Origin of the sequence: Echinicola arenosa (assembly GCF_014841125.1) — a bacterium.
GTDB lineage: Bacteria > Bacteroidota > Bacteroidia > Cytophagales > Cyclobacteriaceae > Echinicola > Echinicola arenosa.
Genome location: NZ_JACYTQ010000002.1, coordinates 872207 through 892779, shown reverse-complemented (window position 1 = coordinate 892779; position 20573 = coordinate 872207). Strand labels below are relative to the sequence as shown.

Sequence of the window (20573 nt, the reverse complement as noted above, 5' to 3'; positions counted from 1 at the left end):
GTTATGGTCAAGCTGGTTTAGAATAAGCCATTAATAAACAAAAATCAGTCCTTAGTTTTGAATTTAAGGGTGTTGATCAAATGCATCATGTCGCTTTTGATGTATTCAATGACAGGTGCCAAGGAATCATTTTTCACGGCTGTATTAAAATATAGGGCTCCTCTTAGAAAATTACTGGTTGAATCGGTCACAAAAAACTGGAATTGGGTGGGCACTTCCCCGCTTAACTCGGCAACCACTCCTGTATAACCTTTTGGTGTTCTGATCACACCTTCCTCTATGCTGTAGGCTTTTACTTGGTGTTTCGCGGTTAAGTTAAAGGCATCATCCAAATAGCTTTTCAAATTGTTTTGGTTGTTGTTGATGGCCTTATAAGTAAGGTGAACTTTTGCGCCTAAAGTAGGATAGCTGATGTTGATCCAATTTTTTTCTTCAAGATTAAAGGAATCCATCTCAACTGTGCTTATTTCAGGAAGGTCAAATTGATAAGGGTAGTTGTCATTTAGTTTTACAAATTCTTTTTGAGGTAAATCAATGCGGTTAAACCCCTTTGGTTTGGGTAAGTAGGTTTTGTCGCAGCTCACTATCACGAACAATATAATCCAACAAATATTCCTGAATTTCATATCCCCAAAGATAGAAAATAGATAAGATACTCTTCTTTAATGCCTATTATTTTGCCACATATCCTACGTTTTATGATTAAACTTCACGAAATTAGGTGCTTAACCAAAACCTAAAAACCATGACCAAGATTTTCAAAACCCTAGTTTTAGTGTTTATTCTAAGCACGTCCTCTTTTTATGCCCTACAGGCACAGACCACCCAAGAAGAGTTTTTGGCCAAATGGAATACCATGAAAGGCTATACAGTTGAGATATTGGAAGCTATTCCCGAAGACAAGCTTGGGTTTAAGCCTGTTGAAGAAGTGAACAGTTTTGGCGAAATGGTCATGCACTTAGCTGGTGGAAACGTAATGATGGCCAAGAATTTTCTTGGAGGTGCTGACCCGACCATGGATATGGAAGGTGTCAGTATGACCAAAGCAGATCTAAAAAAAGCTGTGGAATATTCTTTCGATTATGTTGCAGAAACCTGTAAGGGACTTTCTGAAGATGAACTGGCTGAGCAGATAGAAGTATTTGGTGGGGCAATGATTACCCGCCGTCGAGCTGAAAACCTAATAGATAGCCATGGTATCCATCACAGGGGCAATTTAGTAGTTTATTTAAGGCTAAATGGCATTAAACCCCCGCAGTTCCGAGCCTGGTAATTTCCCTACAGCTTAAAGAAAAAGTCCCTGAATCGTTAGCCATTCGGGGACTTTTGGGTTTAAAAAGGGTTTATTGTTTTTGGTTGAGATTTTTTAAGAAATTGATCAAAGCTGTTTTTCCATCAGGGTCAGCATCCCAAACGGGGCCTGTGTATAATTCATTTCTGACCAAAAATTTGATATAATATTTAACAACGATCCTATTTGGATCTTCAATGTTTGTGGAATTCAAGCCCATGCTTTCCATCAAGTCAGCTTCCCTGCCTTCCACTCGCATCAATACAAATTGGATCCGGTCTTTGATTAGGGCATCAGCGGATCGGATTTCTGTTAGAAAAACCGTTTCATAAGGATAATATTCTTTCAAAATGTTTTCCAAACTTGCTTTTTCAGCCCTTTGTGCAGCGAGGATCTGGTCAGAAGATTTTCCTAACAAGTCATAGCGAAACTGGGTCAATAAAGCGGCTTCACCAGAAGCTCCTGATAAAGGAATGCCTAATTTGAAGACATCCAGGTTGAGAGGGTTTTTGGCAATGAACCTTGTTGAAGCAGGTAGGCTTGGCCCTTGGTTTCCTGATGGGCTGCTGCTGTTTTCACCACCTCCTACCAAGGGAGGCAAGAAGGCTGGAACATCGAGAGCCATCAGGTTTTTTGAACGTAGTCCTTTGCCTGCCGCAATAAGGTTTTCATTGAGGACACTTATTGCTGAAGCATTCAATGACCAATGGTTTCCGGCTTTGATCAAATTACCATTTCCAGAAAATTCCATGATGTTGACAAAGAAATCTCCGGAGCTTTTGCGGGTAATGGTGACAATATTTCTGACCATTCTTTGCTCAAAGTTTTTAGCATAGGCAGCTTGGATTTCCTCGGATAAAATCACTTCCTCTAATTCATAATAGGCAATTGGGTCACCGCCTGTTTCCACCAATGCTGGGTGGATGGTTTCAGCGATTTCTTTCCATTCCATGATGGGCTTGGCATCAGGGGCGCAAGAGATCAGCACTACGGCTTTGCCGTCTAAAAAGTAATCTGGTAATTGACTTTGGCCGAATGTTTGAAATGACAGCAGCAGAGTGAAAAATAAGGCCGAAATATATTTCATAGATAATTGATCGTTCCAAAAGACTAAATTAGTATTTTCACCGATATACTTTATGCATATCAACTGTTAATCCCATGAGAACGCCAAAAATCCTCATTTTAGTACTTTTCATTGCTTCTTCAGGCTTATTGTCTGCCCAGGAAATCGATAGGGCACAACTGATGCAGGATTTCGTATATCTTGCTTCAGATGATTTAAAGGGAAGAGCTGTGCTTAGTGAAGGCAGTAAGAAAGCGCAGCAATTGATCAAAGAGCGCTTCAAAGCACTAGGTTTGACCAGTCAATATGAGGACTATACCCAGCTGTTTGATTTTGGAAAAGATAAAAAGGTGGAAAATGCTGCCAATATAGTTGGTTTTATCCCAGGTGTAGAAAGTGAAAAAATTATTGTGGTTACCGCTCATTATGACCATTTGGGAGAGCGCGATGGAAAAATTTATAATGGTGCTGATGATAATGCTTCAGGTACAGCAGCCTTATTGGCAATGGCAGCCTATTTTTCTCAAAACCATCCTCAGCATTCTATGATATTTGCTGCATTGGATGCGGAAGAAAGGGGACTTCAAGGTGCCAAAGCTTTGGTTCGTGATTTTCCTTTTCCTTTAGAGCAAGTGAGTTTGAACGTCAATATGGACATGGTAAGCAGAAACGACAAGAACGAAATCTATGTTTCTGGGACACATCATTATCCCCAATTAAAATCTCACTTGGAAGCTGCTGCCAAGAAGTCAACCGTAAAGTTGATGTTTGGTCATGACTTACCAGGCTCTGGACATGATGATTGGACAAGTGCTTCTGATCATGCAGCTTTTCATGCTGAAAAGATTCCTTTTGTTTACTTTGGCGTAGAAGACCATGCCGATTATCATAAGGATTCGGATACCTTCGAAAAGGTGGACCAAGATTTTTATTATAATGTGGTAAAGTTAATTCTGGATGCCGCGATCGAGTTGGATCAAAACATAAATTAAATTTTCTGGTAATTAATCATTATTTAATTAATATCTTGACGATTAGTAGCTACTAATCGTTTTTTTTATGTCTAAAAAGAGAATACTTTCGTTGGATGTGTTTCGTGGCATTACCATCTTTGCGATGATTTTGGTCAACAACCCTGGTTCTTGGTCTGCGGTTTACCCTCCTTTATTACATGCCAAATGGCACGGATGCACACCTACTGATTTGATATTCCCTTTTTTCCTTTTTATCGTTGGTGTGGCTGTTGAGCTTTCACTAGGGGGGCAATTAAGGAAAGGTGCAGAGAAGCAACAACTTGTGAGAAAGGCCTTCATCAGGTCGCTGAAATTGATTGGACTTGGGCTTCTACTCACTGCATTTCCTTACTTTGATTTGGCCAACTTGCGCTTTCCAGGTGTTTTACAGCGCATAGGGGTGGTTTATTTCATCAGTACTTTGATGTATCTCTATCTATCTCCTAGAACTATTTTGGCAACAGGCGCTGCTATATTGGTTTTCTATTGGATCTGTATGACGGTGATTCCGGTACCGGGAATTGGAGAGGCAAACTTGGAAGCGGGAACCAATTTGGCAGCTTGGATCGATCAGCAAATTCTAATGGGACACATGTGGTATCAAACCAAAACTTGGGATCCTGAGGGACTCTTTTCCACTTTGCCTGCCATTGTAACCTGTTTGTTGGGAATCTTCTGTGGAAAAGTACTTACGGGGAGCTCCGAGCATGGTACAAGACTAAAACAGTGGGTAACCTGGGGCCTAGCATTATTGATAGGTGGTTACCTTTGGTCATTTGTTTTTCCACTGAATAAGGCCCTTTGGACAAGCTCTTTTGTGCTCTACACTGCTGGATGGGCATTTTTAGGTTTGGCATTATGTTACTGGATTTTGGATGTAAAAGGTTGGAAAAAATGGTCACTGCCATTTGTGATCTATGGGATGAATGCCATTACCGTATTTTTTCTTTCAGGTATCATAGCAAAGTTATTTGGACTGATCAAGCTCAACTTGAATGGTGAAATGGTCAGTCTGAAATTCTTTTTACAAGAGGTACTTTTTAATGGCTGGCTGGAACCTAAAAATGCTTCTTTGGGTGGAGCTTTACTGATGATGGTCATCTTATTTATTCCTGCCTATTTGATGTGGAAAAAGAATATTATTATCAAGGTTTAACTTTGCATTCAGTATAAATGCTTGATATGTAGAGAAGTACAGCTTTTATTATGTAAGAGTGGATTTTTTTTCAAAAAAATGCTTTTGTTTTAAAAAATACCTACATTTGCTTTCTATGAATAGGAAAAGCAGACAAAAGAACTTATTGCACCAAAGGATGACTGTCCTTTTGGTGGCTCTATGCTGCTTTTTGATTTCTAATTCGCATTCTTTTATCAACCTGCAAGATGATGATTGTGACTTGACCGAGCAGGTTCAAGATCACGATGATGATCAAGATCAGGATCATCAGACTTTTTTGGATGTAGCTACTGATGCGGTAGTGGTTCCTTTTGCTAGCTTGGTGGCTGAAAACACCATGCAATTGATTTATGAAATTGTGGGTTTTGAGGAGCAAATCGTCAGACCACAGGCCTCAATGGCCAAATATCCAAGTCATTTTTTAGAAGTTCTCTTGGAGCGAATCATGGCTCCAAATGCACCGTAATTAATTCCACTTTTCTATCATCTTCAGCTTGGCTTTAAGCCAGGTTTCTACAATTGTAATCAATCAACAAATTATATTTATTTAAGTAAACCATGCAAAACAAAGGGATCATTGTGTTCTTGACAGTGGTGGTTACGGCTTTATGCTTGTATTATCTGTCATTTACCTACGTATCAAGTAATGTCCAAAAGGACGCAGTTGCCTATGCAACAGATGCAAGTGGCAATTTAGATTATGCCAAAAAACAATCTTACCTCGACTCCATCTGGAGAGAGCCTGTTTATAACTTCCTTGGCCTAGAATATACATTCAAAGAAGTTAAGGAAACTGAACTAGGATTAGGTCTAGACCTTCAAGGTGGTATGCACGTGACATTGGCAGTTTCGCCAGTGGAGATTGTGAAAGGTTTGGCAGGAAACAGCCAAAATGAAGCATTCAATGCATCTGTGGAAGAAGCTGAAGAGCAATCCAAAACTTCCAATGAAAAGTTTGTGGACTTGTTTTACACTTCTTGGAAAGACAAATCAGGTGACAAGCAGTTGAACACCATTTATGCTACTGCTGCAAATAGAGGAAGAATCTCTTTGGAGTCTTCTGATAGTGAAATTCTTGAGATCATCGATAATGAGATCGAAAACGCCATCGAGCGTTCTTTCAATATCCTGAGAACTCGTATTGACCGTTTTGGTACTTCCCAGCCTAATATCCAACGTATCCAAGGTACTGGTAGAATCCAGATTGAATTGCCAGGTGTGGATAACCAAGAGCGTGTAAGAAATTTATTGCAAGGAGTAGCTAAGCTACAATTCTGGAGAGTTGCTGAGATCAATGAATACCAAGGTGTATTGCAAAGCATCAACTCAGCACTGGTAGCTGAAGCAAGAGCAAAAAAAGGAACTGTAGAAACTACAACTGAAGAAGGTGAAGTGGTAGAAGCTGATTCTACTTTGACTGATCTGGAGCGTCAATTGGCAGATGGTGGTGAGGGTGCTGACTCCCTTTCTTCTGAGGTGTCTCCTTTATTCTCTCTATTGAAAGCCAATTATGGTTTGGTATATGAAGTAAAAGATACGATTGCCATCAATAGAATTCTTAAGAGAGATGATATCAAATCTTTGATCCCAAGAGACCTGACCTTTATGTGGTCAGTGAAGCCTCGTGAAGCAGACGATCTTGAACTACTTGAACTTCATGCAATCGAAACACCAAGAGGAACAGATCAAGCTCCATTGGAAGGTGATGTGATCACCGATGCCAAGCAAGTGTTGGATCAGTCTTCTAACCCTGCTGTGAGCATGAGCATGAATGCTGATGGTGCCAGAAAATGGAGAAAAATGACTTCTGAGAATATCGGAAGAAGAATCGCCGTAGTATTGGACAACTATGTGTATACTGCTCCTAACATTATAGGTGAGATTCCAAATGGTCAATCAGAGATTACGGGTAACTTTACCATGGAAGAAGCCAAGGATTTGGCAAATATCTTGAAATCAGGTACACTTCCTGCTCCGACCAAAATTGTAGAAGAAGCCATTATCGGCCCAACTTTGGGTAAAGAAGCTCAGGCACAAGGTGTCAACTCTATGGTTGCTGGTTTGGCGATCGTAGTATTGTTTATGATCGCTTACTATGCCAAAGGTGGTTTTGTGGCTACTGCAGCATTGATCTTCAACATCTTCTTTATCTTGGGGATCTTGGCGCAATTGGGTACCGCACTTACTTTACCAGGTATTGCAGGTATCGTATTGACCATTGGTATGTCCATTGATGCAAACGTATTGATCTTTGAAAGAATCAAAGAAGAGTTGGCCGCGGGTGCTGGCTTGTTACAAGCCATCAACAGTGGTTATAACAAAGCATTCAGTGCCATCCTTGACTCCAACGTTACTACATTCCTTACTGGAGCTATTCTATATGCATTGGGTCAGGGACCTGTAAAAGGTTTTGCTATTGTATTGATGATTGGTATTGCCTCTTCATTCTTCTCAGCGGTATTTATCACGAGAGTGATTGTGTATTGGTTGAGCAAGAAAGGTGAACAAAGCAAAATCTCTTTTGCTACGCCATTCTCTAAGAACATGTTCAGCAACCTTAACATTGATTTCTTAGGTAAGAGAAAAGTAGCTTATTTGATCTCTTCAGGGATTATCATTGTCGGTTTGGCATTTGCTGTAATCAATGGCTTGAAATTCGGTGTTGACTTTACTGGAGGCCGTTCTTACATTGTAGAATTCAGCCAGCCTGTGGTTCCTTCTGATTTAAAAACAGGTTTGGATAAAGCCCTTGATGGTTCGGTAGAAGCCAAAACGTACGGAGCCAATAATGTCATTAAAGTAACAACTTCATACTTGATCAACGAGGACTCCGATGAAGCCAATAGCGAAGTGGAGACTAAGATTAGAGAAGGTATTGCTCAAGTAACTGGACTGGCTTATGTAGATGATGCTACTCAATTGAGCGACAGTTCATTTGCGATCACTGGCTCTTCTAAAGTAGGGGCTACGGTAGCTGATGATATCAAGAATTCATCTATGGAGGCGATGTTCTTTGCTTTGGTAGCAATTTTCCTTTACATCTTATTGAGGTTCCGTAAGTGGCAATATTCATTGGCATCTATCATTGCATTGATCCATGATACCTTGTTTGTAGTGGCGGCATTTGCGATTGCGAGTGCATTTGGCGCAACATTCGAGATCGACCAGGTATTTATAGCGGCGGTATTGACGGTGATAGGTTACTCTATTAACGATACCGTGATTGTATTTGACCGTATCAGGGAGAATGTGGCCAATAGAGGGACTTCTAAATTGGTGAAAATGTTCAATGATGCTATCAACCAAACGATGGCCAGAACCTTGATTACTTCATTCACTACTTTGATTGTAGTGATTGTATTATTGATCTTTGGTGGTGAGGTATTGAGAGGTTTCTCTTTTGCCTTGTTTATTGGTGTGTTGATTGGTACTTATTCATCCATTTATATCGCTACACCTATCGTAGTGGATTTGATGAAGAAGGAAATCGAACAAGAGAAAGAAGAAGCCAAAAAATTGGCTTAATTGATATAACTATATGTTAAGAAGGGGCTCTCCATTTGGAGAGCCCCTTTTTTGACTTTTTATAATGGATAAAACTATGTTAAGTTTTTAGACTTTTCAAGAGCCTCTGGATTTGTTTTTAGGCCCTCGAATTTGAATCTAAGTCACTGAAAATACCCCAATCACGGTATTTTTCTTCCTGCTCAAACCTACTATCTTGCCGTATTAGAAAAAGTCAATTTTGCACTGTCAAAGTGTAAAAACTAAATGTGTGTAAAGGAGTATTTATGAGTCAAACAGCATATTTAGGCGTTATCCTGAGTAGCTTAATCGGGAGCGTCATCTATTATTTCTACCAAAAACCAGCATATAAGAATACACATAAGATTTTATTACTTACCTTAGCATTTGTGCTTTTCTTGGAAGCAGCAGGTGCATTTACAGGGAGTAAAGGCATTAATAATGTGATGTTATACAATATCTGTGGTACTTATTTGCAAACATTTTTGCTGGTATCTTATCTAAAGTTGCTTGAGGTCAAAAAAGGAGCTAAGCGGAAGATCAATTTGGCATTGATGGGACTGTATCTTTGGGGGGTAATTAATTCCATTTGGATTCAGCCAATTGATAAGGTTTTCCAGTATTATAGCATGATTCCATTTGGTCTATTTATCTTGTTCTTGTCTGCAAGGTTTCTATATCAAGTGCTTAAGTTAAGGGTTTATGCAGATGCCAACATTGTAGCAGTTCCACACTTTTGGATTGTAACAGGTATTATTTTCTTTTATGTGGAGGCGCTGATTTTGTTTGGGGTTTATCACTGGAACCCTTCCATAGATTATGCGATTCTCAAGCCTTGGATGGGGCTAAACCGGGTAATGGCCGGGATTATGTACCTATCATTTGGGCTATCCTTTTATACACCATACCTGTTTTTGGAAAAGAATTATAATAAGAGGTAAGCCAACTTTAACTGCCAAGCCATAAATAATAATTCACCTAAACATTAAAGCGATGAGCAAGAAGAACGAAAAACTTACAAAAAAACAGTTTAGAAAACTTAGAAGAAAGTACGGAAAGGAAATTGGAAAAGGATATCCTGGAGTGAATAAGAAAGGCAAGGAAATTAAAGATCAAACCGAGTGGATTTGGTTTAGCCGAAAAGAAATTGAGGAGGTATTGTCCAAGACAGATGCTGAAAAAGGTGGGATCAAATTCTATTTCGGAGAATATGATGAGAGCTTTGAAAGTATTTTGGGAGAAGAATATGTGGGCAGATTGACCTTGGCGATGGTGCCATCAAACAAAGAAGGTGAAAAGGACTTTGTAGAGTTGGGAGTTTCCTCTATAGATAGGATGAGCCTAATGGCTGAGGAAGGTGAGGGAGATGGTGATGACGAAGAGGAAGATGCGTATAATTTTGGTAATATATGTCCTCCGACTTGTTAAAATCTGTATTTTAGCTCTTTATCAATACTAGGAGAAATGACTTTTAATTTATACCTGATTACGATATTGGTAGGAGCATTGATAAGCCTGTCAGCTTTAATTTTTAAAACTGACAGGCAATACAAAAAGGCCAACATATTAATTTTTTCTGTGCTTGCACTCGTGTTGATTCAGGAATATTTGTCAGAAGTAGTCAAAAATTATAGCGCAAACGGAAACAACCATATCATTTATAATATTTTTGGCATTTATCTGCTCAATTCACTTTATCTTATTTTTTTTAAAATGGTTTTCCGATCTGAGCTGATGAAGAAAAGGATCAATATTTCAATTGCATTTTTGTTTTTTTTCGGAATCATTGATTCCATTTTTTTTCAGCCAGTTACCAAAATTTTCCAGCATTATTTGCTTATCTATGGCAGTTTAATGATTATCCTGTATAGCATTTCTTTTTATTATAAGGTCTTTAATAGAAATGACTATATCAATTCCAATCTCTTATCCATTCCCTATTTTTGGATCATAACCGTGTTGTTTTTTTACTATTCCAGTACGTTCTTGATTTGGGCCAGTTTTTCATTTTTATTAAAGGCAGATTATCAAGCATTGGTGGTATCCTTGTTTGATCTTAATAGATTGATGGCAGGAGTAACCTATTTGGTAATGGGTTTTGCATTTTATGCTCCCAAAGTGTTTCAAGGAAAGTATTTTACGACTTAAGTTTGCGGTATGTCATCTGATCCAGCTCAGTTTGTATTTTTAATTACTTCTGGAGTATTGATTACTCTGGTAATGTGTGGTTTTATTGTGGCCATGGTACTTTTCCATCGCCAGCAGCAAATCCGTAATCGGCAGAAGATGGACCATATGAAAGCAGAGTATGAAAGGACAATCTTGGGTGTGGAGAAGGAGATCCAAGAGCAAACCTTGTCATTTATTGGGCAAGAGCTGCACGATAATGTGGGACAAATTCTTTCATTGACCAAGCTTACGTTAAATAATCCCGATCCAGAAAATTTCTCCGAAGGGAAGCGATTGATCAACCAAGCCATCAAAGAAGTAAGAACGCTTTCCAAGCGACTTAATTTGGATTGGGTGAAGGAGGTGAAACTTCTTGACTTTATTCAACAAGAACTTCAAAAGATTGAAAATTCGGGATTTTGCCAGACTCAATTTGATAGCAACATCACTGAACTGGAACTAGAAAAAGACCAAAAATTGGTACTGATCCGAATTATCCAAGAATGCCTCAATAACACCATGAAGCATGCTGAACCTAAGTTGATTACGGTTTCTTTGCAGCAAAAGAATGATTTCTTGGAGCTTATGATCAAAGATGATGGAAAAGGATTTGATGTGGAGGACAAGTCCAAAGGCATGGGGTTGCACAATTTGAAGTCTAGAATTGAGACCATTGGGGGAAACTTACAACTTTTTTCTAAAATAAATATGGGCACAGAAATCAAACTTTTATTGCCCTTTGCCTAGATTACTGTTAACTTAGTAATGAAAGACACCCAAGATAATGCGATTTGGCCTCATGTTAACGCATTAAATTACTTCATGTACCGTTTTCATGATATTGAATCATAATGCTTAGACTAGTTGTGGAAAAGTGATTTCTCTCAGGAAATGGATTTTATCGTTCGTGAACTTTCATATCCATTGGGAATTTCGAGATATTCGTTGGATAGTTGCGTGTATGGCTGCTTGACAGCTTTAGGTTTTACAGTTTTAGATATAAAAATATGATTCGCTTAGTTTTAGCAGATGATCATAAAATGTTTGCCAAGGGCATTGCTAACCTCTTAGAGAATGAAGAGGACATGCAAGTGTTGGACATTTTTACCAATGGTCGGGAAATGGTAGAGTTTCTCAAAAAGGAAAAAGTGGATGTCGTCCTGACCGATATGAATATGCCCGGCATGGATGGCTTGGGTGCTATCCAGCAGATCAACAAAGAGAAAATAAAGGTAAAAGTCATTGTACTTTCTATGTACGATGATGAGGATATTTTTAAAAAATGCCAAAAACAAGGTGTAGACGGTTACGTGCTTAAAGATGCTGACCCGGATGAGTTGATCTATACCATTAGAGAAGTTGTCGATGGGCATCATGTTATGCATTTTGAGCGAGTATTGAAGCAGGTAGATGAAGACCAGTATTATGATGCTTACAAACAGAAATTTAAGCTTTCGAGAAGAGAGTTGCAGATTTTATCTTTGATTAAGGAAGGCCATAATAACCAAGCCATCGCGGATGAACTTTTTTTGAGTGTTTATACGGTAGAGACCCACCGTAAAAACATCCACCATAAGTTGGGCGTAAATACAGCCATTGAGCTGATGAAGAAAGCCATTGAAATGAAATTATAGATGACAAACCCTATTAAAACCGGGCTTGTTGGTTTTGGAAGAGTGGCCCAGACCATGCATGCCCCACTTATCCATCAGCAGGAACTTTTGGATCTCATTGCTGTTGTTGAGAGAAATCACTCCAATTCCAAAGAAAAATATCCTCAGGTTACTGTTTATAGAAGTCTGGAAGAAATGTTGACCTCTTCAGATGTGGAATTGGTGGTGATATGTACCCCCAATGAATACCATTATTCCCAAGCAAAAATGGCCTTGGAAGCGGGAAAACATGTGGTAGTAGATAAGCCTATAACCGTTACTTCTTCAGATGCTGAGCATTTGGACGAACTGGCAAAAGAAAAGGGGCTTTTATTATCTCCATTCCAAAACAGGAGGTGGGATGGTGATTTCCAGACTGTACAGCAATTGATAATGGAAGGCACTTTAGGCAGGATTGTACATTTTGAGTCCCATTTTGATCGCTTTAGGCCAGTTCCCAATGACAATTGGCGAGAAAAGGAAGTACCTGGCAGTGGAATACTCTATGATTTGGGCGCTCATCTTATTGATCAAGCATTGTTACTTTTCGGTAAACCAGACTGGGTTTATGCTGAGATTTTGAAGCAACGGGACGGTGTGGCTGCAGATGACTTCTTTGATGTGACATTGATGTATCCAGGGCTGAAGGTTCGTTTGAGCGCCAGTATCCTGATGAATGCCACTCTTCCAAAGTTCCTGATTTTAGGTGACAAAGGAAGTTACAGTAAATATGGCTTGGATGTTCAAGAGGCAGCTTTTAAAGAAAGGATATTGCCAGGAAGTCCCGGTTGGGGTGTTGAACCTGAAGAGTCCTATGGTAAAGTGTTTTTGGAAGGTGAATCCTTTGCTTACCCAACTCTTGATGGTAATTACTTGGCCTATTATGAGAATATTGCCAAGACCATTCTAGGTGAGGCAAAGTTGGCTGTTCCAGCAAAAGACGCCATCATGACACTCAAAGTGATAGAGGCGGCTCAAAAGAGCCATGCTGAGGGGCTGAGGGTAGCACTATAATGATAGCTAATTGTGGATGTAAGGGGTAGGAGAGTGTGTCCTTGACAACATGTCAAGGACACACTCTCATTATTTTGCAAAAATCTGATTGGGGTCTTTAAAAGATTTAAATTCCAAAGCATTGCCACTTGGATCAAGAAAGAACATGGTAGCCTGCTCTCCCACTTGTCCTTCAAACCTGATTCCTGGTTCAATTATAAAATCCATACCACCTGCTTTTAGATTTTCGGCCAATTCATGCCATTCTTCCCATGGCAATACAGCACCAAAATGCCTGACAGGTACTTGTTTTCCATCTACTTCATTGGCTAGTGCCTTGCTCAATTCATCTGGCTTTACATGTGCGGAAAGCTGATGTCCAAAGAAGTTAAAATCTATCCATTTGTCGGTGCTTCTTCCAATTTCACAGCCTAAAACTCCTTGATAGAAGGCTCGGGTATCTTCTATATTTTTAACGGGAAAAGCTAGATGAAAAGGGTTGTAGTCTGGCATAATTTATAACTTTGGATTCGTTAATTACTTTGACATGAATGTAAGGTATTCTTAGAAAATTATCATGCCTCAAAAGACAGTTTCTTTAGTACTTTCATCTGGTGGAGCCCGAGGCTTGGCCCATATCGGTGTGATCCAGGCCTTAGAAGAGCAGGGCTATAAAATCAATGCCATCGCAGGGTGCTCTATGGGCGCATTGGTTGGTGGTCTTTATGCCATGGGGAAATTGGATATTTATAGAGATTGGATCTGTAATTTGGATCGGATAGATGTTTTTGCTTTGATGGATTTTACCCTTTCCACCCGAGGGTTCATTAAAGGCAACAAGGTTTTTCAGGCGGTGGAGTCCTTGGTAGGGGATGACCTGATCGAGAACTTGCCTATTCCGTTTTCGTGCAATGCTGTGAACATTCTAACGGGAGAAGAGACTACTTTTGATAGCGGCAGTTTATTCCAAGCAATCAGAGCTTCCGCAGCCATTCCTACGGTCATTAAGCCTTATGCTATTGGGAAAGGAGAGTATGTGGATGGTGCGGTTTTGAATCCTATCCCTTTGAGTTTGGCCAAGAACTATAAAAGTGATTTAGTCATTGCATCGGATGTCAATGCGCCAATTTCCTGTTTGGTGAAAGAGGCACCAGAAGTGAAATCAGCTAAGTCATTTATTACTGTGCCAGCTTGGGTGACAGAGTATAAATCAAAAATGAGCAAATACTTTCCACAGGAAAAGAAAGAGAAGCCCAAAAGTCCCAGTTTTCTGGATTTGATGAACCTGTCATTTGAGATGATGCAGGACAGACTTTCTGACTATATTTTGCAGAACCACCCAGTTGATGCTGTGGTTCAAATGTCCAGAAAGCAATGCGGAACTTTTGAGTTTTATCGTGCCAAGGAAATCATTGAAACAGGCAGAGAGTTGACTCATGCCACGCTTAAACAATTGAATCTATGAATGTTTCTTCTCTCAATAAGTTGTTAGGGAATATTGATATCTATCTTTTGGATCAAATTCTGAAAGGTAGGTTTACTAAAGACATGCGTATTTTGGATGCCGGCTGTGGAGAGGGAAGAAACCTGATTTATTTGCTTCAGGAAAATTATCAGGTTTTTGGTGTAGATCAGAACCCAACTGCCATTCAGATGGTCCGAACTTATGCCCGCTCTCTTCAGCCTCAATACGATTTGCTGAGATTTCAAGTAGCTTCAGTGGAGGACTTACCCTTTCATCAAGGTGCTTTTCAGGCAATCATCAGTTCTGCTGTTTTGCATTTTGCAAAGAATACTGGCCACTTTCACCAGATGTTTGATGAGATGCTTCGTGTTGTGGAGCCAGGCGGGATTTTATTTTTGAGAATGACCACAGGTTTTGGAGAAATGGAAAAAAAAGCCGAGATGATAGGAGACGGGGTTTATAACTTGCCGGATGGATCAAGCAGATTTTTATTGACTGAAAAACTTTTGGAAACAGTGGTAGAGAAACATCGGTTGAGTTATTTGGAAAACCCCAAGTCCGTTTTGGTCCATGGTCAAAGAGCCATGGGGGTTTTCGTTTTTGAAAAAGGATAAGCGCCATTAAAACATTTCGGCAACCCTTAAAATCTGCAGCACGATTCTAATTATATTTACACAGCATAATTCAATTTAATAAGCATGGATTTACTGTTCATTTTTGATTTGGTCGGAACCTTTTTTTTTGCTGTCTCTGGCGCATTAGCGGTGAAGGATAGGGAGCATGATGTGTTTGGAGCTGGCTTCACAGGTTTTATAACGGCCATCGGAGGGGGGACGCTCAGGGATGTGCTTTTGGATAGTTACCCACTGGTTTGGATCAATGATGTTCGATATTTGTACGCTATTTTTGGAGGGATCCTTACAGCCATACTTTTCTTTAAAGCCATGTCAAAATTGCGGAAAACCTTGTTCTTGTTTGATACTTTGGGGATCGCCTTGTTTTCTGTATTGGGTGCCGAAAAGGCACTGAGTATGGGAGTGGCTCCTGAAATAGCTGCCATGATGGGAATGTTTTCTGCCGTGATGGGCGGGGTGATTCGGGATATGCTCACCAATGACACCCCTATTTTGATGAGAAAGGAAGTTTATGCCTCAGCCTGTCTGGCGGGAGCTATTCTCTTTATTGTACTTTTCAATTTTGGAGTAGAAAGAAATGTCAATTTGATCATCTCCTTTCTTCTGGTGGTGGTGATAAGGCTGGTTGCTGTGCGTTATAAACTAAGTTGGCCGCAGCTGGACTGGAAGAAATAGTGAATTCCGATGGAAGTTGCTGGAAAATGGATTGTTTTGTGGAATTCCTCTATTAAAAATGTAATTTTGGACTTTCTCATTATCAATCAAAAATCCCAAATATGGCATCGAAAGATTATATTCAGCAAAATCAGGAAAAGTTTCTCAATGAGCTTTTGGACCTACTCAGAATACCATCTGTCAGTGCAGACCCAAAATTCAAAGAAGAGGTATTCAAGGCGGCTGATTATGTGAAGGCGCGCTTGGTCGAAGCCGGTGCTGATCAAGTAGAGATTTGTCAAACCCCAGGCTATCCAGTGGTGTATGGTGAAAAGATCATTGATGCTTCTTTGCCCACTATTTTGGTGTATGGACATTATGATGTACAGCCTGCTGACCCCTATGAACTTTGGGATTCTGCTCCTTTTGAACCGGTAATTAAAAAGGCGGAAATGCACCCCGAAGGGGCTATTTTTGCTCGTGGATCAGCGGATGATAAAGGGCAGTTTTACATGCATGTCAAAGCTTTTGAAGCCATGATGGCTGAGGGTGAATTGGTTTGTAATGTGAAGTTTATGATAGAGGGTGAAGAGGAAGTTGGGTCAGACAACTTGGAGAACTTTATCAAAGCCAATAAGGAAAAGTTAAAGGCTGATGTGGTTCTTATTTCCGATACCAGCATGATTTCTCTGGATACGCCTTCTGTGACTGTGGGGTTGAGAGGGCTAGCATATATGCAAGTGGAGGTGACCGGCCCTAATCGTGACCTGCACAGTGGAACCTATGGTGGCGCAGTAGCAAATCCTATTAATATCCTGTGTAAGATGATTGCCCAACTACAGGATGAGGATAGAAAGATTACTATCCCTGGTTTTTATGACAAGGTGGAAGAACTTTCAGCTGAGTACAGGAAGAAACTCAATGAGGCTCCTTTTGACCTAGATGATTATAGGCGCAAACTGGATATTAAATCAGTAGAGGGAGAAGCTGGATTTACCACTTTAGAACGCACTGGGATCAGGCCTACCTTAGATGTAAACGGCATTTGGGGAGGCTATATAGGTGAAGGAGCCAAAACAGTGCTTCCATCAAAAGCTTATGCTAAAATTTCCATGAGATTGGTCCCCCATCAAAATCACCATGAGATTTCGGAATTGTTCCAAAAACATTTTGAGTCTTTGGCTCCTGACTCGGTAAAAGTGAAAGTCACTCCTCATCATGGAGGTAAGCCAGCTGTGGTTCCTACATCATCAGTGGGATACAAAGCTGCTGAAGCAGCTGTTTCTGCTGTGTTTGGTAAGCAAGCAATCCCGACCAGAGAAGGTGGATCTGTTCCGATTACTTCCCTATTCCAGGAAGAGTTAGGACTTGACCCAATTTTGTTAGGCTTTGGCCTGGATACCGATGCGATCCATTCTCCAAATGAACATTATGGGGTGAAGAATTACTTCTTGGGAATTGAAACTATTGTGCAGTTCTTTAAAGAGTTTAAACGACTTTCTAAGTAGCAGGATAATTAATCGGGTAATGGCGTTAAACTTAATTGCCTTTACCCGATTGTTTCGTCTGTTCTGACTATATCTATTAGGGTAATAGGAGTTTTTTCAGGAACTTTAGTCTGCATTAATACCTTTTCATACAGATAATTCGTATTGAATATTTATGAATAGCATTAAAACGTCCTTTCCGATTGTCGCTTTGTTGTGTCTTTTGAGTTTTTCAACATTTGCGCAATTGATTGAGCCACCAAAGTGGCAAATGTCCCTTTCCAAAGAAGCCCCATTTGTAGGTGATGAAATTGAGCTGATTTTCAAGGCAGAGATTCCTGAAAACTGGTATGTCTACTCAAACGATTTTGATCCGGATTTAGGCCCAATGATTACGGAATTGAGTTTGGAAGGCTCTTCTGGTTTTGAAAAAGTTGGAGGGCTCACCCCGATCAAGCCTAAGAGAAAGATGGATGAGATCTGGGAAGGTGAGGTAAGCTATTTTACCGGAAAAGCTGAGTTTAGACAGAAAGTTAAGATCACAGAGGCAGCTGTGAAAATTGTGGGAGTGATGTCCTATCAGATGTGCTCTGATGTTACTGGCCAGTGCGTTCCTTATGAAGAAGATTTCAGCAAGAATATCAATGCAGCCATAAAGAACCAAACGAAAACAGTAGAAAAAAAAAATGATGTTGCCACCTCTGAAGATGTAGATACGGCAGTTTCTGCTCAAGAAACTGAAAAAAAAAGTGAAGTGATTGCTCCCCCTATGCAGCAAAAGGTGGATACCGCTCAGACTTCCTTGTCCAACGATGCTGAAGTTCAGGAAAATTCTGCTGACAAGCAGGTGACCGAAGTTCCGGAGGTTGATTTGGATCCGGAGGGAAAGCAAGGAGATGCTACATCGATGCTACCATTTGTTATAGCTGCTTTTTTGGGTGGATTGGCAGCTTTATTGACTCCCTGTGTGTTTCCAATGATCCCTATGACGGTTACTTTCTTTACAGGAAGTAGCAAGTCGAGGTCACAAGGTATCAGAAATGCCTTTATTTATGGATTGAGCATTATTGTAATCTATACTTTGGCTGGAACTATTGTTGCTGCGATTCAAGGTCCTGAATTTGCCAATTGGCTTTCTACCCATTGGGTTCCCAATCTCTTTTTCTTTCTGGTATTTATTTTCTTTGCTTTGGCCTTTTTGGGTCTTTTTGAAATTACCTTACCCAGTGGTTTGGTCAATAAAATGGATGCCAAAGCGGATAAGGGTGGACTTACGGGGGTTTTCTTTATGGCATTTACTTTGGTATTGGTATCATTTTCGTGTACGGGGCCTATTGTTGGTTCGATTTTGATCGAATCGGCTGGTGGTGAGATCCTAAAACCAATTATGGGAATGATTGCCTTCTCTTTGGCCTTTGCGATTCCTTTTACGCTATTTGCAATCTTCCCTGAATGGTTGAACGGACTTCCAAAGTCTGGTGGATGGTTAAACTCTGTAAAGGTGGTTTTGGGTTTTTTGGAATTGGCTTTGGCCTTCAAATTCCTCAGCACAGCCGATCAGGTTTATCACTGGGGTTTATTAGACCGAGATATTTATATCGCCATCTGGATTGTGATATTCGCCTCAATGGGCTTTTATCTCTTGGGTAAAATCAGATTGCCGCATGATTCCATTATGGAGAAGCTTAGCGTGCCTAGACTTTTACTCGCCATCGGTACATTTATCTTTGTGATTTATCTGGTGCCGGGCTTATTTGGGGCACCCCTCAAGTCTTTAAGCGGATATTTGCCACCGATGTCGACGCACGATTTTAATTTGGAGAAAATGATAAGGGAAAATTCTGGAGGTGGAAGTGCAGCCAAGCCGATGACAGAAGAACCAAAATTCGCTGATTTATTACATTTCCCACATGGTATTCAAGGATACTTCGATTACGATCAAGCTTTGCGGGTGGCTAGAAAGGAAAACAAACCTTTGTTCATTGACTTTACGGGGCACGGTTGTGTGAATTGCCGTGAGATGGAAGCTAAAGTTTGGTCACAAGCAGAAGTGCTGAGCAGATTGAAGAATGACTTTGTCATAGTCGCCTTATATGTCGATGAAAGGACAGAATTGCCAGAATCAGATTGGTATACCTCGACTTATGATAATAAGGTGAAGAAAACCATAGGAAAACAAAATGCGGATTTTCAAATTACCAAATTCAATAATAATGCGCAGCCTTATTATGTGATTTTGGATCATGAAGAGAACATGTTGGTCAGGCCTAAGGCTTATGACACAGATCCACAGAGTTTTGTTGACTTTTTGGATAAAGCCAAAGCTGCGTTTATGCAGTAGTGGTCAGATAATATAGAGAAAGGGTACAGGTTTTTCCAGTACCCTTTTTGCTCTTAAAAATAATAAGTGACAACCCAGAGTGTTGTGCTGGAGATAATTATCCACAGCGTAGCAGCTTGACCAAATGTTCTTATTCCACCCGCAAACAGTGTTTTTTTAGATAGGCCACAACCAATGTAGAATAGGGCCAAGGTCATCGCTGCATGGGCAATTTGGGTAAATTGCACCCTGTATTTTTCGACAAATGGAAAATAGGTGTTAGCAACTATGGCCAATAGGAACAGACCAATGAAATAGGGGATTTTGGTTTTTCTTGGGCCTTTTCCGAATATCATTGACGCTATTAAGGTAACTGGGATAATCCAAAGTGCACGGGCGAGTTTGACTGTGGTGGCAGTAGCTAATGCTTGCTCACCGAATTGACTGGCTGCTCCTACTACTGAGCTCGTATCATGGATGGCGATGGCACACCAGGTGCCGAACTGAGTTGGGCTGAGCGCAAGAGCATGGCCGACAACTGGAAAGACGAATAATGCCAAGGAATTGAGAATAAAGACGGTTCCAAGCGCGACAGAAACTTGACTTTTATTGGCTTTGATGGCTGGAGACACTGCCGCAATAGCACTTCCTCCGCAAATAGCCGTGCCTGCAGAGATTAGAAAGGCTATTTTTTTGTCCAACTTGAAGTATTTTCCAAGTATCCATCCCAAAATTAGTGTGATAAAGATACTTGCCAGCGTAAGTTGAAAGCCTTGTTTGCCCACGGCAATAGCTTCATCTGCTTTGATGCCAAAGCCTAAACCCACAATGGCAAATTGTAAAAGGTAATCAGTTGTCCTTTGTTTATTATTGGCCAGTGGGAATCCAATAAAGTTGGCAAATAATAGTCCAAATAATAGCGCCAAGGGGGCAGGGATGATTGGAAATAAGCAAGAAATACTTACCAGCCAGAAGAGAATTTCACGAAAGCTGAAGGTACGATCTAGAAAGGATTGTAACTGGATTAAGTTTCTGAAAGCTTGACTGATCTTTTCCATTTCAATAACTCCTGTTTGGGATAATACAAAAATGGGGAACCAAACAGCGAGAAGGAAATTGTTTTTCG

Annotated in this window: 20 protein-coding genes; 16 read left to right on the top strand and 4 right to left on the bottom strand. The window is 40.3% G+C overall.

Going from position 1 to position 20573, the window contains the following annotated elements; genetic code table 11:
- Positions 1-44: 44 nt before the first annotated feature.
- Entirely contained in the window at positions 45-626 is a 582-nt protein-coding gene (gene gldD / locus IFO69_RS08485) for a gliding motility lipoprotein GldD (RefSeq protein ID WP_192009631.1), read from the bottom strand.
- A 119-nt stretch (positions 627-745) separates the two neighbouring features.
- On the opposite strand from gldD, the gene IFO69_RS08480 reads away from it, so the two are divergent.
- Entirely contained in the window at positions 746-1273 is a 528-nt protein-coding gene (locus tag IFO69_RS08480) for a DinB family protein (protein ID WP_192009630.1), read from the top strand.
- Between the two features lie 70 nt (positions 1274-1343).
- On the opposite strand, the gene IFO69_RS08475 is transcribed toward IFO69_RS08480, so the two are convergent.
- Positions 1344-2378, bottom strand: coding sequence for an NTPase (locus IFO69_RS08475; protein WP_192009629.1), 1035 nt, complete (start codon positions 2376-2378; stop codon positions 1344-1346).
- A gap of 74 nt (positions 2379-2452) precedes the next feature.
- On the opposite strand from IFO69_RS08475, the gene IFO69_RS08470 reads away from it, so the two are divergent.
- The 10 genes from IFO69_RS08470 to IFO69_RS08425 all read left to right on the top strand — a co-directional run bounded on the left by IFO69_RS08470 (position 2453) and on the right by IFO69_RS08425 (position 12907).
- Positions 2453-3349, top strand: a complete 897-nt coding sequence (locus tag IFO69_RS08470; protein WP_192009628.1) for a M20/M25/M40 family metallo-hydrolase — start codon at positions 2453-2455, stop codon at positions 3347-3349.
- 67 nt (positions 3350-3416) lie between these two features.
- Positions 3417-4526 (top strand): acyltransferase family protein, encoded by a 1110-nt coding sequence (locus IFO69_RS08465; RefSeq protein WP_192009627.1) that lies wholly within the window; start codon positions 3417-3419, stop codon positions 4524-4526.
- Between the two features lie 115 nt (positions 4527-4641).
- Positions 4642-5013 (top strand): hypothetical protein, encoded by a 372-nt coding sequence (locus IFO69_RS08460; protein ID WP_225444051.1) that lies wholly within the window; start codon positions 4642-4644, stop codon positions 5011-5013.
- A 92-nt stretch (positions 5014-5105) separates the two neighbouring features.
- Positions 5106-8072 carry a protein translocase subunit SecDF gene (gene secDF, locus IFO69_RS08455; RefSeq protein WP_192009625.1) on the top strand — a complete coding sequence of 989 codons (2967 nt, stop codon included), beginning with the start codon at positions 5106-5108 and terminating at the stop codon, positions 8070-8072.
- A gap of 266 nt (positions 8073-8338) precedes the next feature.
- A complete protein-coding gene (locus IFO69_RS08450) occupies positions 8339-9013 on the top strand; it encodes a hypothetical protein (RefSeq protein ID WP_192009624.1) in 675 nt (224 codons plus the stop codon).
- Positions 9014-9065: 52 nt separating this feature from the next.
- Positions 9066-9500: a hypothetical protein gene (locus tag IFO69_RS08445; protein ID WP_192009623.1), complete on the top strand. Its 435-nt coding sequence runs from the start codon at positions 9066-9068 to the stop codon at positions 9498-9500.
- 36 nt (positions 9501-9536) lie between these two features.
- Complete coding sequence (locus IFO69_RS08440) at positions 9537-10220, top strand: hypothetical protein (protein WP_192009622.1); 684 nt, start codon at positions 9537-9539, stop codon at positions 10218-10220.
- Positions 10221-10229: 9 nt separating this feature from the next.
- Entirely contained in the window at positions 10230-10988 is a 759-nt protein-coding gene (locus tag IFO69_RS08435; protein WP_192009621.1) for a sensor histidine kinase, read from the top strand.
- 260 nt (positions 10989-11248) lie between these two features.
- Complete coding sequence (locus tag IFO69_RS08430) at positions 11249-11875, top strand: response regulator transcription factor (protein ID WP_192009620.1); 627 nt, start codon at positions 11249-11251, stop codon at positions 11873-11875.
- On the top strand, positions 11876-12907 hold the full coding sequence (locus tag IFO69_RS08425) for an oxidoreductase (RefSeq protein ID WP_192009619.1): 1032 nt from the start codon (positions 11876-11878) through the stop codon (positions 12905-12907).
- A gap of 69 nt (positions 12908-12976) precedes the next feature.
- Here IFO69_RS08425 and IFO69_RS08420 read toward each other — a convergent pair whose 3' ends face one another.
- Entirely contained in the window at positions 12977-13399 is a 423-nt protein-coding gene (locus IFO69_RS08420; RefSeq protein WP_192009618.1) for a VOC family protein, read from the bottom strand.
- A gap of 64 nt (positions 13400-13463) precedes the next feature.
- Between IFO69_RS08420 and IFO69_RS08415 the strand changes: the two genes are divergently transcribed.
- The 5 genes from IFO69_RS08415 (at position 13464) to IFO69_RS08395 (ending at position 19468) form a co-directional block, all read left to right on the top strand.
- Positions 13464-14351, top strand: a complete 888-nt coding sequence (locus tag IFO69_RS08415) for a patatin-like phospholipase family protein (protein ID WP_192009617.1) — start codon at positions 13464-13466, stop codon at positions 14349-14351.
- Positions 14348-14965 (top strand): class I SAM-dependent methyltransferase, encoded by a 618-nt coding sequence (locus IFO69_RS08410; RefSeq protein ID WP_192009616.1) that lies wholly within the window; start codon positions 14348-14350, stop codon positions 14963-14965. The genes IFO69_RS08415 and IFO69_RS08410 overlap by 4 nt, the downstream gene beginning before the upstream one ends.
- Positions 14966-15049: 84 nt before the next feature.
- Positions 15050-15661: a trimeric intracellular cation channel family protein gene (locus IFO69_RS08405; RefSeq protein ID WP_192009615.1), complete on the top strand. Its 612-nt coding sequence runs from the start codon at positions 15050-15052 to the stop codon at positions 15659-15661.
- 101 nt (positions 15662-15762) lie between these two features.
- Positions 15763-17148: a dipeptidase gene (locus IFO69_RS08400; RefSeq protein ID WP_192009614.1), complete on the top strand. Its 1386-nt coding sequence runs from the start codon at positions 15763-15765 to the stop codon at positions 17146-17148.
- A gap of 154 nt (positions 17149-17302) precedes the next feature.
- Entirely contained in the window at positions 17303-19468 is a 2166-nt protein-coding gene (locus IFO69_RS08395; RefSeq protein ID WP_192009613.1) for a protein-disulfide reductase DsbD family protein, read from the top strand.
- A gap of 53 nt (positions 19469-19521) precedes the next feature.
- Here the strand turns inward: IFO69_RS08395 and IFO69_RS08390 are convergent, their stop codons facing one another.
- On the bottom strand, positions 19522-20505 hold the full coding sequence (locus tag IFO69_RS08390) for a YeiH family protein (RefSeq protein ID WP_192009612.1): 984 nt from the start codon (positions 20503-20505) through the stop codon (positions 19522-19524).
- Positions 20506-20573: the final 68 nt, after the last annotated feature.

What these genes read in the sequence shown, in the direction of transcription:
- IFO69_RS08395 (WP_192009613.1), top strand. Translation starts at nt 17,303, where the DNA reads ATGAATAGCATTAAAACGTCCTTTCCGATTGTCGCTTTGTTGTGTCTT.
- IFO69_RS08400 (WP_192009614.1), top strand. Translation starts at nt 15,763, where the DNA reads ATGGCATCGAAAGATTATATTCAGCAAAATCAGGAAAAGTTTCTCAAT.
- IFO69_RS08415 (WP_192009617.1), top strand. Translation starts at nt 13,464, where the DNA reads ATGCCTCAAAAGACAGTTTCTTTAGTACTTTCATCTGGTGGAGCCCGA.
- IFO69_RS08480 (WP_192009630.1), top strand. Translation starts at nt 746, where the DNA reads ATGACCAAGATTTTCAAAACCCTAGTTTTAGTGTTTATTCTAAGCACG.
- IFO69_RS08445 (WP_192009623.1), top strand. Translation starts at nt 9,066, where the DNA reads ATGAGCAAGAAGAACGAAAAACTTACAAAAAAACAGTTTAGAAAACTT.
- IFO69_RS08430 (WP_192009620.1), top strand. Translation starts at nt 11,249, where the DNA reads ATGATTCGCTTAGTTTTAGCAGATGATCATAAAATGTTTGCCAAGGGC.
- IFO69_RS08420 (WP_192009618.1), bottom strand. Translation starts at nt 13,399, where the DNA reads ATGCCAGACTACAACCCTTTTCATCTAGCTTTTCCCGTTAAAAATATA.
- IFO69_RS08390 (WP_192009612.1), bottom strand. Translation starts at nt 20,505, where the DNA reads ATGGAAAAGATCAGTCAAGCTTTCAGAAACTTAATCCAGTTACAATCC.
- IFO69_RS08475 (WP_192009629.1), bottom strand. Translation starts at nt 2,378, where the DNA reads ATGAAATATATTTCGGCCTTATTTTTCACTCTGCTGCTGTCATTTCAA.
- IFO69_RS08425 (WP_192009619.1), top strand. Translation starts at nt 11,876, where the DNA reads ATGACAAACCCTATTAAAACCGGGCTTGTTGGTTTTGGAAGAGTGGCC.
- IFO69_RS08435 (WP_192009621.1), top strand. Translation starts at nt 10,230, where the DNA reads ATGTCATCTGATCCAGCTCAGTTTGTATTTTTAATTACTTCTGGAGTA.
- secDF (WP_192009625.1), top strand. Translation starts at nt 5,106, where the DNA reads ATGCAAAACAAAGGGATCATTGTGTTCTTGACAGTGGTGGTTACGGCT.
- IFO69_RS08440 (WP_192009622.1), top strand. Translation starts at nt 9,537, where the DNA reads ATGACTTTTAATTTATACCTGATTACGATATTGGTAGGAGCATTGATA.
- IFO69_RS08460 (WP_225444051.1), top strand. Translation starts at nt 4,642, where the DNA reads ATGAATAGGAAAAGCAGACAAAAGAACTTATTGCACCAAAGGATGACT.
- gldD (WP_192009631.1), bottom strand. Translation starts at nt 626, where the DNA reads ATGAAATTCAGGAATATTTGTTGGATTATATTGTTCGTGATAGTGAGC.
- IFO69_RS08465 (WP_192009627.1), top strand. Translation starts at nt 3,417, where the DNA reads ATGTCTAAAAAGAGAATACTTTCGTTGGATGTGTTTCGTGGCATTACC.
- IFO69_RS08470 (WP_192009628.1), top strand. Translation starts at nt 2,453, where the DNA reads ATGAGAACGCCAAAAATCCTCATTTTAGTACTTTTCATTGCTTCTTCA.
- IFO69_RS08410 (WP_192009616.1), top strand. Translation starts at nt 14,348, where the DNA reads ATGAATGTTTCTTCTCTCAATAAGTTGTTAGGGAATATTGATATCTAT.
- IFO69_RS08405 (WP_192009615.1), top strand. Translation starts at nt 15,050, where the DNA reads ATGGATTTACTGTTCATTTTTGATTTGGTCGGAACCTTTTTTTTTGCT.
- IFO69_RS08450 (WP_192009624.1), top strand. Translation starts at nt 8,339, where the DNA reads ATGAGTCAAACAGCATATTTAGGCGTTATCCTGAGTAGCTTAATCGGG.